At 45.8% G+C, this 14,651-nt stretch carries 13 protein-coding genes; 7 read left to right on the forward strand and 6 right to left on the reverse strand.

Going from position 1 to position 14,651, the window contains the following annotated elements:
* On the forward strand, positions 1-182 hold a 182-nt coding region (locus BUC01_RS25680; RefSeq protein ID WP_217653894.1), incomplete at its 5' end, for a hypothetical protein.
* Between the two features lie 14 nt (positions 183-196).
* Here BUC01_RS25680 and BUC01_RS12285 read toward each other — a convergent pair.
* Together BUC01_RS12285 and gltX are read right to left on the reverse strand one after the other, a co-directional pair.
* Positions 197-1,417, reverse strand: a complete 1,221-nt coding sequence (locus BUC01_RS12285; RefSeq protein WP_025830554.1) for a 3-deoxy-D-manno-octulosonic acid transferase — start codon at positions 1,415-1,417, stop codon at positions 197-199.
* Between the two features lie 85 nt (positions 1,418-1,502).
* Positions 1,503-3,020 carry a glutamate--tRNA ligase gene (gene gltX / locus BUC01_RS12290; protein ID WP_025830555.1) on the reverse strand — a complete coding sequence of 506 codons (1,518 nt, stop codon included), beginning with the start codon at positions 3,018-3,020 and terminating at the stop codon, positions 1,503-1,505.
* A gap of 97 nt (positions 3,021-3,117) precedes the next feature.
* Here gltX and BUC01_RS12295 point away from each other — a divergent pair, with 97 nt between their 5' ends.
* Genes BUC01_RS12295 through BUC01_RS12305 form a run of 3 tightly spaced genes read left to right on the forward strand, consistent with a single transcriptional unit; the run spans position 3,118 to position 6,720 of the window.
* Positions 3,118-5,178 carry an HD family phosphohydrolase gene (locus BUC01_RS12295; protein WP_025830556.1) on the forward strand — a complete coding sequence of 687 codons (2,061 nt, stop codon included), beginning with the start codon at positions 3,118-3,120 and terminating at the stop codon, positions 5,176-5,178.
* A 5-nt stretch (positions 5,179-5,183) separates the two neighbouring features.
* A complete protein-coding gene (locus tag BUC01_RS12300; protein WP_025830557.1) occupies positions 5,184-5,957 on the forward strand; it encodes a hypothetical protein in 774 nt (257 codons plus the stop codon).
* A gap of 10 nt (positions 5,958-5,967) precedes the next feature.
* Positions 5,968-6,720, forward strand: coding sequence for a hypothetical protein (locus BUC01_RS12305; RefSeq protein ID WP_025830558.1), 753 nt, complete (start codon positions 5,968-5,970; stop codon positions 6,718-6,720).
* A 9-nt stretch (positions 6,721-6,729) separates the two neighbouring features.
* Here the strand turns inward: BUC01_RS12305 and BUC01_RS12310 are convergent, their stop codons facing one another.
* A complete protein-coding gene (locus tag BUC01_RS12310; RefSeq protein WP_025830559.1) occupies positions 6,730-7,200 on the reverse strand; it encodes a low molecular weight protein-tyrosine-phosphatase in 471 nt (156 codons plus the stop codon).
* 28 nt (positions 7,201-7,228) lie between these two features.
* On the reverse strand, positions 7,229-9,700 hold the full coding sequence (gene priA, locus BUC01_RS12315; RefSeq protein ID WP_073313827.1) for a replication restart helicase PriA: 2,472 nt from the start codon (positions 9,698-9,700) through the stop codon (positions 7,229-7,231).
* Between the two features lie 447 nt (positions 9,701-10,147).
* On the opposite strand from priA, the gene BUC01_RS12325 reads away from it, so the two are divergent.
* From BUC01_RS12325 to BUC01_RS12335, 3 genes are all read left to right on the forward strand, one after another.
* On the forward strand, positions 10,148-10,513 hold the full coding sequence (locus tag BUC01_RS12325) for a DUF488 domain-containing protein (protein ID WP_025830560.1): 366 nt from the start codon (positions 10,148-10,150) through the stop codon (positions 10,511-10,513).
* Positions 10,514-10,664: 151 nt separating this feature from the next.
* The gene (locus tag BUC01_RS12330) at positions 10,665-11,447 is read left to right on the forward strand and encodes a HipA family kinase (protein WP_025830561.1); all 783 of its coding nucleotides are present in this window, start codon (positions 10,665-10,667) and stop codon (positions 11,445-11,447) included.
* Positions 11,425-11,808, forward strand: coding sequence for a DUF3037 domain-containing protein (locus tag BUC01_RS12335; protein ID WP_025830562.1), 384 nt, complete (start codon positions 11,425-11,427; stop codon positions 11,806-11,808). Before BUC01_RS12330 ends, BUC01_RS12335 begins: the two co-directional genes overlap by 23 nt.
* Here the strand turns inward: BUC01_RS12335 and BUC01_RS12340 are convergent.
* The gene (locus BUC01_RS12340) at positions 11,803-14,244 is read right to left on the reverse strand and encodes a helicase-related protein (protein ID WP_073313831.1); all 2,442 of its coding nucleotides are present in this window, start codon (positions 14,242-14,244) and stop codon (positions 11,803-11,805) included. The two genes, BUC01_RS12335 and BUC01_RS12340, sit on opposite strands and share 6 nt — an antisense overlap.
* A 117-nt stretch (positions 14,245-14,361) precedes the next feature.
* A complete protein-coding gene (locus BUC01_RS12345) occupies positions 14,362-14,583 on the reverse strand; it encodes a DUF2795 domain-containing protein (protein ID WP_007212024.1) in 222 nt (73 codons plus the stop codon).
* Positions 14,584-14,651: the final 68 nt, after the last annotated feature.

Raw genomic sequence — 14,651 nt, forward strand, 5'->3', positions numbered from 1 at the left:
CCGTTTTTTGGGGGGAATGCTTAAAGATACAAAAAAGGCAACTAACTCGCAATGAATTAGTTGCCTTAAATTTTATTATTTTAGGAATATCCCTAAATAAAATGTTCTGTCATTCTGAACGCAGTGAAGAATCTGCTTTCCAATATAAAAGGAAAAGAGATTCTTCACTGCGTTCGGAATGACAGAACAATATTTTTTAGAAATTAATCATGCTCAGAACCTTGTCCGTAGCTCCGGCATTACTGGTGACGTAATATCCGGCATTGGTTCCGGTTTCCCGCAGGAAGGCTTCATCCGCCAACATCCGGTCGAGCAATTCTTTCAATTCCTCATAATTCTTGATGGAGAAAGCACCTTTAGCCTCTATCAACTGCGTGGCTTCCATAAACTTCTGATATTTAGGTCCGAATATAACCGGAATACCATAAACCGCTGCTTCCAGCGTGTTATGGATGCCTACTCCAAAACCACCGCCAATGTAGGCAATCTCGCCATAACGATAGATAGAAGACAGCAAGCCGAAGCAATCAATAATCAGACAATCAGCCTTCTGCACATTTTTCTCATCCGCACGGGTATAACGCACATACGACCGTTTCAACTTCCGGATAATCTCTACCAGATGATTTTCGTCTATCACGTGCGGCGCGATTATCAGTTTCACTTCCGGATGATTATTGAAGTATTCAATAAATAAATCTTCATCCGGTTGCCAGGAACTGCCGGCAACGAAAGTCATCGTATTGTTCTTAAAGAGTTTTACCAAAGGGAGGTCTTTCGCTTCTTCACGTATCTGCAACACACGGTCAAAACGCGTATCACCCACCACCGTCACACGGTTGATGCCTATTTTACCCAGATAGCGTTTGGAACGCTCATTTTGCACAAACAAATGGTCGAAACTGCGCAGCACATGACGATAGGTGCCGCCATACCATTTGAAGAAGATTTGTCCGCGACGGAATATAGACGACACACTGTACACCGGAATACGACGTTTGTGTAATTCATTCAGATAATTCTTCCAGAATTCATATTTGATGAAGAATGCCATGCAAGGATTAGCTATATCCAGGAACTTCTTCACATTCCGGGGCTTATCGAACGGCAGGTAGCACACCACGTCCGCTCCACGATAATTCTTACGGACCTCATATCCCGAAGGAGAGAAGAACGTCAGCAATATGCCGTAATCAGGATATTTGGCACGTATCTTCTCTATCAAAGGACGTCCCTGTTCAAATTCGCCCAAAGAAGCGGCATGAAACCAGATATAACGAACATCTTTTTCCAATTGCTGTCTGAGAAGTTCATATACCACCCAATGCCCCTTCATCATTTTACGGGGTTTACGGCTGAACGGAGCCGCCAGATGCACCAGAAGGTCGTAGATGCCTATCGCAAGGTCGTAAAGCATACTTATTGAATTAAAAATTTAAAAATTAAAAACTAAAAAGGAGTAAACCATGCCCAAGCAGTATTTTTTAATTTTTAATTTTCAATTAAGAAAGTACCTCGATTGCACGCTTCATGCGCGCCAGTGTCTCTTCTTTGCCTAACACCCAGGAGATGTCGAACATATGCGGGCCTTTCCCTTCGCCTACCAGTGTCAGACGGAAAGCATTCATTATGTTTCCGGTATGGTATCCTTTTTCGGCAATCCAGTCCATTACAATCTTTTCCTGGTTTTCAATGCCGAAGTCTTCGATACCTGCCAAGACCTCCATCAATTCGGTCATACACTGAGCCGAATCTTCTTTCCAGCGTTTCTTCACGGTCTTTTCATCATATTCGGTCGGAGCAACGAAGAAGAAGCTGCTGGCTTCCCAAAGTTCGCGTACGAAACTTACACGGTTCTTCATCATACCCACTACCGTCACTACTTTCTCAAACGGAGCTTCCACACCATGTTCTTTCAGAACGGGAACAAAAAGTTCCGCTATTTCCTCATCCGGTTTCAGCAGGATATATTCATGATTGAACCAGATACCTTTCTTAAAATCAAATTTAGCACCGGACTTGCTGCAATGGCTCAGATCGAACAGCTTTATCAGTTCTTCCATCGACATGAGTTCCTGGTCGTTGCCCGGATTCCAGCCCAGCAGAGCCAGGAAATTAATAACCGCTTCGGGCAGATAGCCGGATTCGCGATATCCGGAAGACACTTCACCGGTTTTAGGGTCATGCCATTCCAGGGGGAAAACGGGGAAACCGAGACGGTCGCCGTCACGCTTGCTCAACTTGCCGTTTCCTTCCGGCTTCAGCAACAAAGGCAGGTGGGCAAAAGCCGGCATCGTATCTTCCCAGCCGAAAGCACGGTACAGTAATACGTGCAACGGTGCAGAAGGCAACCATTCTTCACCGCGAATCACATGGGAAACTTCCATCAAATGGTCGTCCACAATATTTGCCAGGTGATAAGTAGGCAGTTCATCAGCCGATTTATAAAGTACCTTATCGTCAAGAATGGAAGAATTAATGATTACCTCACCACGGATAAGGTCGTTGACATGTACGTCTTCGTTAGGTTCTATCTTGAAACGAACCACATATTGCTTGCCTTCGGCAATCAGCGCATCCACTTCTTCCTTTGACAGTGTCAGTGAATTGCGCATCTGCATACGGGTAGAGGCATCATACTGGAAATTGGCAATCTCAGCACGCTTGGCGTCCAGCTCTTCCGGAGTATCAAAAGCAATATAAGCTTTACCGGCATCGAGCAATACCTTCACATACTTCTTGTATATTTCGCGACGCTCGGACTGACGGTACGGGCCATGGTCTCCTCCGAAACTCACTCCTTCATCGAAGGGAATGCCCAACCATTTGAACGACTCCAATATATATTCTTCCGCACCCGGCACAAAGCGGTTACTATCAGTATCTTCAATACGGAAAATCATATCGCCTCCATGTTGGCGTGCAAAAAGATAATTGTATAATGCTGTACGCACACCACCAATGTGCAAAGCCCCTGTAGGACTTGGGGCAAAACGAACTCTGACTCTTCTTTCTGTCATATTTTGCATCACTTATGAGATAATTAGATGGCAAAATTAAACCTTTTTTTCCACACTAATGTTTTTTTTTGTACTTTTCGCAAAAAATTCAACCGATATGAATAAATACAAGACCAAAAAGAGCTTTTCTTACAGAGATTTGCTATACAAAGCACTCATTTTTATCGGCACAGTAGCTGTTATTGTATACTTCCTGCCACGTGACGGCAAGTTCAATTATCAGTTCGATGTAGACAAGCCGTGGAAGTACGGACAGCTCATGGCTACTTTCGAATTTCCTATTTATAAGGATGATGCCGTCGTAAAACGGGAACAGGATAGTATTCTTGCCACTTTTCAGCCTTACTATCAATTAGATAAAAACATTGAGAAGACAGTGCTGAGTAAATTGAAAGCTGATTACCAGAGCCATCTGCGTGATGTCGTCCCTTCTTCGGACTATATGCGTTATCTGGAAAAAAGGTTGTCGGAAATCTATAAGGCGGGAATCGTTTCTACTGAGGAACTCAACAGATTACAGAAAGACAGCACCACCGCCATCATGGTGATTGATGACAAGCTTGCCAACCAACGAATCACAGAGCAACTGTTTTCCGTGAAAGATGCCTATTCCTATCTGCTCACGGCAGATACGGCTCATTATTCGCCTTATATCCTGCGGCAATGCTCCCTCAACGAATATCTATACCCGAATCTGACTTATGACGAGCAACGGACAGAAACGGCAAAGAAGGAAACTCTCGACAATTATGCCTGGGCAAACGGTATCGTAGTGAGCGGGCAGAAAATCATCGACCGGGGAGAGATTGTCACGCAGGAAACTTATAATATCCTTGAAAGCCTACGCAAAGAGTCTATCCAGCGCAGCGAATCAATCGGGCAGAAACGCCTGATACTGACGGGACAGATATTATTTGTCAGTGTGTTCATACTATGCTTCATGCTCTATCTCGATTTGTTCCGCAAGGATTATTATGAGCGTAAAGGCAGTCTGTCTCTACTTTTCACAATTATCATGTTCTATTGCGTGGTGACGGCTCTGATGGTGGCAAACAATATCTATAATGTCTACATCATCCCCTACGCCATGCTGCCTATCATCATCCGCGTATTCCTCGATTCGCGTACGGCATTCCTTACGCATGTGGTCACGATACTTATATGCTCCATCTGCCTGCGCTTTCCGCATGAGTTCATATTGCTGCAACTGTCGGCCGGACTGGTTGCCATTTTCAGTCTGCGTGAGTTGTCACAACGTTCACAGTTATTCCGGACAGCGGTACTGGTGATACTTACTTATGCTGCCGTTTATTTCTCTTTTGAACTGATAACGGAAAATGACCTGTCGAAACTGAATGGCAGTATGTATACCTACTTTACAGTCAATGGCGTACTTCTGCTGTTTGCCTATCCGCTTCTGTTCCTGCTGGAAAAGACTTTTGGCTTTACTTCCAACGTCACGCTGGTAGAGCTTTCCAATATCAACAGTCCGCTATTGCGCCGCTTGTCCGAAACTGTTCCGGGCACTTTCCAGCACTCCATGCAAGTAGCCAACCTTGCCGCAGAAGCTGCCAACCGTATCGGAGCTAAGAGTCAGTTGGTGCGTACCGGAGCTCTGTATCATGACATCGGAAAGATGGAAAATCCCGTATTCTTCACCGAGAACCAGTCGGGTGGCGTCAATCCTCACAAGAACCTCAGTTATGAGCAAAGTGCACAGGTCATCATCAGCCATGTGACGGACGGACTGAAGCTGGCGGAAAAGAATAATCTGCCTAAAGTGATAAAAGACTTTATCAGTACCCATCATGGCAGGGGAAAAACGAAATACTTCTATATCTCCTGGAAAAATGAGCATCCGGATGAGGAACCGAATGAAGAACTGTTCACTTACCCCGGCCCTAATCCGTTTACCCGCGAAACTGCTATCCTGATGATGGCGGACGCCGTGGAAGCTGCCTCCCGCAGCCTGCCCGAATATACGGAAGAGAGCATCAACAACCTGGTGGAGAAGATTATAGACTCGCAGGTGGAAGAAGGTTACTTCAAGGAATGTCCTATCACATTCAAGGATATCGCTATCGTCAAATCGGTTTTCAAAGAGAAGCTGAAGACGATTTACCATACCCGTATCAGTTATCCCGAACTTAAAAAATAAAGATTATGAGAACAGCCGCCCAAGACCAGAAACGTGCTGAAAGCTTACTGCAACACAGAGGCATCCGGCCACATGACATTCAGAGTTTCAGTTTCATGAAGCGCTTCCACGAAGCGCCACGTAAAAACAATCTGAAAGTGAAAGACAAATATGGCGCGGGCATATTGACACTGCACCTGAAACAGGGAATTAAAAGGGCTTTCTATGTCCACCCCTTCCAGCATCCGTCATCTATTATCCGCTATCTGATGGCACGGGAAATACCTTTTGATAATTCCGTGCCCAGAGAACGGACGGCTGCAGAAATCCCGACGACAACCTATCAGCGGCCATCCCTCTATATGTTCTATTTCTTTGCGCTTTTCATTACGTTCATGATATTGGGGTATCAGGCCGTTACAATTGATACATGGTGGGGCTACCTTCTCGGAGTCGTTTCATTCGGATTAGGCATTTACTTCATACATATGCTGATGACACGTTTCTGCTATCTGAAAGTGGATAATGAGAGCCTCAGCATATACAGTGTAGGGCGTGAAATCAAGTATCCTTATGAGAAAATACTCAAAGTAAACTTTGACTTTGCACGCGAACAGGCATTCACCCATGTGATGGAGATACTGGACAAGGATTACCACTATCGCCTTTACTACATAGGCAGGGTGTCCCGGCGGACATTAAGCGATATCGCCGAAGTACTGCAAAGCGCAGGGGTTGACGCCACATGCAGTCTGAATGAAAACAAACGTTTCTATCAAGATACATACGTAAACCATTAACCATACAACAATGGAATTATCAGAGACAGAACACAACAAAGCGGCACACTTCTTTCAAAAAAAGAACATACAACCGGAAGAAATCAAAAGTTTTCGTTTTATGGGGAATCACTACTGCAAGGGAGAATATTCTCCTGAAACAAAGATAGGTGCATCCATTCTTACATTGCAATTGGAGAAAGAAGAAAAAGTATTCCGCCTTAAGAAAGACCAGACAGCTATTCTCCGTTTTTTGCTCAGCAAAGGAATAACTTTCAGCAACTATACCCCGCAGAAAAGAAACGAAGGCCGGATAACGGAAAAGACTTATAGAAGTATTGCAAACATTGCATTTTGGTTTTGTGCCACTGCAATGGTAACACTTCTGGCCACTGCCGCTCTCAATGCAGTTTTCGATGGCAATACGATTTATCAATACAAATGGATGAAAGAAACAATGTTTTTCATATTAATTCCCTCATGCTTGTTCTGCGTCATTTTATGTTGGAATGCGCTCCTTTTCCAATGCAACTATGTGCAGGTCACATCAGAAGCACTAATTTTAAAAGGAATTGTATTCGAAACGATCTTGCCTTACAAACATATGCGTAAAGTCAATTTCAGCCAGGATTTCTCCAAACAGCCTTCCCCTATTTTAGAGTTGATGGATAAAGACTACCGTTATCGGAAGTATGCCTTGCGGGGAACAGCTTTCAAAGCGATTGATGAAATCACGAAAACATTGCGAGCGGCGGGTATCGATGCGACGAACAGTAATAGATAGAGCAACTCCTCACCGCAAACGTTCCAGCAGCCCCGCACAAGCATCTTCAAGCAGATCGAGCACATACTCAAAACCTTCGGCTCCACCGTAATACGGATCGGGCACGTGGTCGGCATGCGTAAAGCGGGTGCAATAGTCCGTCATGCGGTGTATCTTCTTCAATGCTTCAAGAGAAGGAGCTCGTTCCTTCAAATCCTCAATATTACGGTCGTCCATCCCGATGATTAAATCGAAGTTATAGAAATCTTCCGTCCGCACAGGACGTGAACGGTGTATCAGGTCATATCCCCTGCGAATAGCGTGCGCACGCATCCGGCTATCCGGCAGTTCTCCCTGATGATAGGACAGGATGCCGGCAGAATCTATCACGAACTCATTTTCCAGTCCGGCTTCTTCCAGCAAATGTTTCATCACACCTTCCGCCGAAGAAGAACGGCAGATATTTCCGAGGCATACAAACAGTATCTTACGTGGTTTCATAAGTATATTCTTTTTATTTTTATCAATTCTACATCGGGTCTACATCATAATAGACTATCAGAGATTTAAAACGGTCTTCAGCCACCATCTCCTTCTGCACCTGAACCAGCAATTCACGGGCACGGGCCATAGGCGCATTATACTCTATCTTCACGATAATCTTACGTATAAACAACGTCTGTATACGGGCAACAGGCGGTTTATCCGGCCCCAGCACACGATTGCCGAAAACAGCACGCAATTTGCCTGCCATGGTATACGCCATCAAGTCAAGCAATTGCTCGTTGCGATTCTTCAGATAGACGTAGACCAGGCGGTAATAAGGAGGGTAATGAAACATCTGTCGTTCAGCAAGTTGTCCGGCCACCATTTGCTCAAAATCATTACGAATGACTTGGGAGATAATGGGATGATCGATGCTTTTAGTCTGCAAAATAACCCGTCCACGTTTATTCTTCCTTCCGGCGCGTCCCGACACTTGCGCCATCAACTGGAAAGCGCGTTCGTAGGAACGGAAATCGGGATAATTCAACATCGTATCTGCATTCAGAATGCCTACCACGCTGACATGGTCGAAATCCAGCCCTTTGGAAACCATCTGCGTACCAATCAGTATATCTGTCTTTCCCTGCTCAAAATCTGCAATGATGCGTTCATAGGCCGATCGGGTACGGGTGGTATCCAAGTCCATACGGGCAACAGTAGCTTCAGGAAACAAAATCTTGATGTCATCTTCTATTTTCTCCGTTCCGAATCCACGATTGCGCAGGTCTGTCCCCTCGCATGCAGGACACTTACGGGGCAATTGATAAGTATAGCCGCAATAATGGCAAGTCAGTTGGTTCAATCCTTTATGGAATGTCAGGCTGACATCACAGTTCTTGCATTTCGGCACCCATCCACATGTGTGGCACTCAATCATCGGAGCAAAACCACGACGGTTCTGAAACAGGATGACCTGTTCTTTCTGGTCCAACGCTTCATGGATATATTGAAGCAACAATGGAGAGAAAGGTCCGTTCATGCGCTTCTTGCGATGCAGTTCATATATATCTACCGGGATAATCTCCGGCAACTGTATTTCTTTATACCGTTCTTTCAGTTCCACCAGCCCGTACTTGCCGGAAGTTGCATTATTCCAGGTTTCAATGGAAGGAGTGGCGGTACCCAGCAATGTCTTGGCACCATACATCGCTGCCAGAATGATTGCCGCGTTCCGGGCATGATAGCGGGGAGCGGGATCTTGCTGCTTATAGGTATTCTCATGTTCCTCGTCCACAATCACCAGTCCAAGATTGCGGAAAGGAAGGAAAATGGAAGAACGGACTCCCAGAATGATATCATATCCTTTTTCCGACAGTTGCTTCTGCCAGATTTCCACCCGTTCGGCATCGGGGAATTTAGAGTGGTAAATGCCCAGACGATCGCCGAATACGCGTTGCAGGCGTTCTGTAATCTGGGTGGTAAGGGCTATCTCCGGCAACAGATACAATACTTGTTTTCCTTGCCGGATGGTCTCTTCTATCAGATGGATATAGATTTCTGTTTTTCCGCTGGCAGTCACTCCATGCAGCAGACAGACATTCTTCGACTGGAAACTCTGCACAATCTCATCATGCGCCAGTTGCTGATGTTCATTCAAGGGATTCACAGGAAGGGTTTCCCGAACGACAGCACTCAGCCGTCCCACTTCCTGCTGGTAAACTTCAAAAACGTGCTTGTCCACCAAGCCATTGAATACAGCCGGTGAGGCGTCGGCCCGCAACAGAAGTTCTTTCTTCGTGACTTCTTTAGGAAAGCTTTTCAGCCCGTCTCCCCCCAGGATGCCGGACAGTTCGATGTACTTCATCAACAAATCCAACTGCTTCGGGGCACGTGCCAATTCATCAAAGAGTTCTTGCAATCTTTTCTCGTTCCGCACCGCATCCACCAGCCTTACGCGGGTTTCAGTCTTCGGTTTATAAGTCCGGCGAAGCTCTTCTTTCACAAAGATGGCCTCTTTATCGAGTAGTGATTTGATGACGGAGAGTATATTCTTGATGCCACTGTCCTTTTCCAGTTTCGTCACACATTGCTCCGGTTCGGCAGACAGCAAGTCCAGAATCTTCTGTTCCCGTTCGGGCAGACGAACTTCCGATTCAAAATCAGGATTATACTCCACCATTGTCTCGCTCTCCAGCTTCAGGCCGGAAGGCAGGGCGGCTTTATAAACATCCCCCTGTGTACAGAGATAATAATCCGCCAGCCATTCCCAGAACTTGAACTGCTCCGGCAGTAATATCGGACGGGCATCCAGCAAGATCGAGACTTCCTTTACCTCATATTCTTCCGGCTCAAAATAATGCACGTTGCGCACAATCGCCGTATAGTATTTCTTCCGCCCGAACGGTACTACCACCCGGCAACCTATTTGCACTTCATCCGCCCATTCTTCGGGCAAAGAATAGGTGAAACAGCGGGGTAAAGGCAATGGCAATATGACATCTGCAAACTTTTTCATCACGGCGGCAAAGATACAAAGAAGTATTCAATCCGGAACGAAAAGGAATGAAGCTTGTGGGCTGTAACCGCTTTTTTCTTCTTCCAACTGCTAATCCTTTTCTTAGGCATTCTTACACTTCTTTCTTCCTAAACTTAATAGTTTTGTATGTGAATAACTATTCTTTCCATCATGGGGTTCTTTTCTTTCCACCATGGATAAACTTTCTTTCCACCATGGTGGAAAGAAAAGAACCCCACGATGGAAAGAATAAATGTCTGCTACGTTTTTCATTAGCCGTCGCAGGAAAAACGGATAAAAGTGGCGGTGCGGCAACTTAGCAACATCTTTTCCGTGAGACTCTGTGTTATTCTGTGGTGAATCACATTCGTAACTGATTCATAACCTAATAAATAATGAACTAATTCAATCTATGAATTGTATATTTAGTATATAGAGAATAAAGTTATGACGCAGATTAAAATCAAACGGGTATATGAAGATCCCAAGACAGTGGACGGCTGTCGTGTGCTGGTAGACCGTCTGTGGCCCCGTGGCATGAAAAAGGAACGTCTGAAATATGATGTTTGGGAAAAAGACATCACCCCTTCCCCCGAACTCAGGAAGTGGTTTCATGAAGACCCGGTAGAACATTGGGAAGGTTTCTCTGCTATGTACCAGAAAGAGTTGGAAACATCTGAAGCTGCACGAAACTTCCTCACCAAAATCAAACCCTATAAAACGGTTACTTTGCTATATGCCTCCAAAGAACCTATCCGCAACCATGCCCGCATCCTGCAACAGTTTCTGGAAACACATCTTGGGGAATCGTGAATATTCACTATCTTTAAAGAAGATAAGCTGCATCTCAGCATAACTTTTTCATGCAAGCATGAAAGTTCTGCATTCGATTTGCATTATCTTTGCAACTGCTGTTCCTCGAAAAAGCGGACAGCATAACCATTTTTCAGAAAGGACAACCATGATAGAGTTGCGAACAGTCAACCTTACCCGTTATATCACCCCTTTACGCGAAGGCGGCTCACTACCTGCGCTGGCAGAAGCTGACGACGAATTCAAGTACGTCGTGAAGTTTCGCGGTGCCGGTCATGGCACAAAGGCACTGATTTCCGAGTTGATTGGCGGAGAAGTTGCACGTGTGCTGGGATTCAGAGTGCCGGAACTGGTTTTTCTGAACCTTGACGAAGCTTTCGGTCGTACCGAAGGAGATGAAGAAATACAGGATTTGTTGCAAGGCAGCCGTGGTCTGAACCTCGGACTGCATTTCTTGTCGGGAGCCCTGACCTTCGACCCCGTGGCAACCCAAGTAGACCCCGACCTGGCTTCCCGCATCGTCTGGCTGGATGCCTACCTCACGAATATAGACCGCACTTTCCGCAACACCAATATGCTGATGTGGCACAAGGAACTCTGGCTGATAGACCAGGGTGCTTCACTCTACTTCCATCACTCGTGGGAGAACTGGGAGAAGCATGCGGTAAGCCCCTTTGCCTATATCAAGAATCATGTATTGCTGCCCGAAGCGTCCCGGCTCGAAGAAGCCGATGCCGCCCTGCGCGTCCTGCTGACTGAGGAAAAGATACAGGAAATCGTCTCACTCATTCCCGACGATTGGTTGCACTGGAACGACACCCATGAGACACCCGAAGAAATCAGAGACATCTACCTCCGCTTTCTGACCGAAAGGCGGGCCCATTCCGAAATATTTGTAAAAGAAGCGCAGAATGCAAGGAAAGCACTTATATGAATACGCAGTTATCCGCCTGGTTCCCAAAGTAGAACGTGAAGAGTTCTTCAATGTAGGCGTAATCCTTTTCTCGAAAAAGGCAAACTTCATCAAATCCGTTTGCCGGGTGAACGAGGAGAAGTTGAAGCTATATGTGTCCGAAGTAGACCGGGAACTGGTGTTTGCACACTTGGATGTGTTCAACAAGATATGCTCAGGTGCCCGGGACGGCGGTCCCATTGCCCAGCTCGATGTTCCGGAACGTTTCCGGTGGCTGACAGCCGTGCGGAGTTCCTGCATTCAAACGTCCCGCCCACATGCCGGTTTCTCCGACGATCTGGACAGGACGTTAGAAAGATTATTCAAAGAATTGGTTTTATGACGGAGTAGCGTATTTCACTTTCAACTCCTCTACTCCCATTCCGGTGAAATAATCTTCAATAAAATTCCAGCGTTTCGTATCATCCATTCCGTCCGTTCCGAAGAAGAAGGAGAACAAATCTATCTGTTCTTGGAATATCTTTTCATTATTTTCAAGAATCAGATTATAGTATTCATCAGAAGACGCAATCCGCTCCAACGTTTCGGGCTCATCAAAAGTAACCGATACACAAGGCGTACCTCCACCTTCTACACTGAACGAAAGACAATCGAGCATAGAGAGCAGATTGAGCAACATATTCAGGTCAGAGAACGGTGTAGTATAGAACAGCAAACGATCTCCTTTTTCACCTACAATGCGCTGGCCAAACAGCTTCTGATAGCGGGACAACAACAAATCGAAACCTTTTGTCACCGTGAAAGAAAGTTCGTTAGAATCTTTCTTCTTCACGCTGCTGATGTAACTCACACTACGTCCTTCTTCCGTACGCGATTCTAACAATGAACCGATGAAACGTTTTGCCGACGGTACATCCATGTCATGTTCGGCAAACACCGCCCGTAATTCTTCTTCATCAAAGCGCCCTTTGGTTTTCCGGAGTTTGTCAACCAGCAATGTCTTCAAACTATTGAACAAGGCATCCATCCGCTGACGAATCACCGCCGCATCTTCTTTCAGCAATACTTCATGTTTGCCCACAGATACCGCACGCGAGCCTTCCCACAGTGTGCCGCCATTCAGTTTCTGCTTAAATTCCCTATATCCCAACTCTGCAAAACGTTCCTCCCAGAGTTTTTCCAGGCGTGCCGTGTATACATCTTCCGTACCGGGCACTTTCGTAAGATAAGCACTGAATTCATGAATAAAGGCGTCACCTGTCTTGTCTTGTATATATCCCTCTGTAAGCAGATTCTGCGGACTTACTTCCAGCAATTTCTTGCCATAACGATGACTCAAATCATCCTCCAGCCACAGCAAAGCGGTCTTAATCAGCTGTCCCAGTTCCGCCTCATATTCCAGCTTATTCTTCATTCGCGGCAGCTTCACCACAAACTCAAAGTCAGACAAAGACACCAGCATTTCCCGCTTTCCGCCTTTCATCCGGTACACCTCCATCAACTTTTTCAGTATCAGCGACAATTGCTCCTGTGCGATATTGCCTGCCATGTGGAGGCGTTTCATATAATAAAAATCCCGTTCGTGATAGTCCGTTGCCGAAACACCATGAATATCCATGTCGCGGGCTGCACGTCCGATTTCCTGTATATAATCGACAAACGTGCTGGATGGTGCCACATGATATACCCGGTCGATGTCACTGATATCCACACCCATACCGAAGGCTTTTGTAGCTACAATCATCCGCTTTTCGCCTTCTTTGAATTCCTGCACAATCGCCGCCTTCTGCTCTTTATCCTTCTTACCATAATAAGAAGCCACCAAATGCCAGTCGGTCGATTTCACCCACGTCTTCAGGCGCATATCGATGCCGCCTGCAAAGGGATAATAAAGAATCGTTTTATGTCCGTCGAGGAAGTCCTCCACCCTTTCGGCCACTACACGCTGCTTGGCTTTATCATACGTTTCCCCTTCCTCTATCTCCATTTGGCGAATGTCGAAACCAATATTCCTGCGCTTCACCGTACCTGCATAAAGCACACAAGGTTCCATTTGTAGCGAACGGATCGTTTCGAACACCATATCGTTGCCGCCTTTCGGATTCCAGACCGCCGTAGCCGTCAGTGCAAAAAGCGGAAACGCATAGCCGAGGCTCTTCTTCAACCCCTGCAGATAACGACCGAGGAACCAGTAATCCACACGGAATTCCTTACCCCAGGTAGTCACCGTATGGGCCTCGTCCACTACAACCAAACCGATACGACGTTCGCCCGCAAAATGCTTGATGTCATACGAAAGCAACAACTCCGGTGAAAGATAGAATAAATCCACTTCACCTTCACGCACTTGCCGGTACACTTCATTCTTTTGTTCGGGCGACAAGTCGGAAGAAGCATAAGCCACGCGCATATATCCCAGATCCTGCAAACTTTCCACCTGGTCTACAATCAGTGCTTTCAAGGGAGATACTACAATGGTAAGCAATCCGTATTCATTGCCCAAATAGATGGCGGGCAACTGGAACAACAAGGATTTTCCTGCTCCAGTGGGTGCCGTCAGCAAAATGTTGTCAACCTCTGTTTCCCCATTGCGCGCCTTCTCTGCTTCGGCAATGACACTTTCTATCAATTGCCCCTGCGAAATGTGAAGCGTGTCCTTCCCCTTGAACAAATCGTCGTACACTTCCAAGTCACGAAATTGTTCATACCCGTAAGTCTCTTTCAAAAGCGCATGTACCGCTTCCCGACAATCTCCGGGCAAATGCCGTTCTTTCAATTCCGGCAAGCGGCCTGCCGTTTCTTCTCGTGTTTCAGTCATAATGGAACAAATATAAAAAAAGAGGCAGCCCTTTAACCCGTTGTAAACAGGTCTACGGACTACCTCTTTCTATGTGTTAACTACTTTGCAACCAGTGCAAAGCTTAAAAAAAGCGTATCAATACTCCTCTTCGTTAAAGAAGAAATCCTCTTTACTTGGATAATCAGGCCAAATATCTTCGATGCTCTCATAAATATCGCCTTCATCTTCCATTTCCTGCAAATTTTCAATCACTTCAAGCGGAGCGCCCGAACGGATGGCATAATCAATCAATTCGTCCTTGGTTGCCGGCCAGGGAGCATCTTCCAATTTAGATGCTAATTCCAATGTCCAATACATAATCCTAAGTATTAAAATTGTGAATATTAAGTCCTACTTTCTATTTTTCGGCAAAAGTATAATAAAAT

It is taken from the genome of Bacteroides stercorirosoris (assembly GCF_900142015.1).
GTDB classification, from domain to species: Bacteria; Bacteroidota; Bacteroidia; order Bacteroidales; family Bacteroidaceae; genus Bacteroides; species Bacteroides stercorirosoris.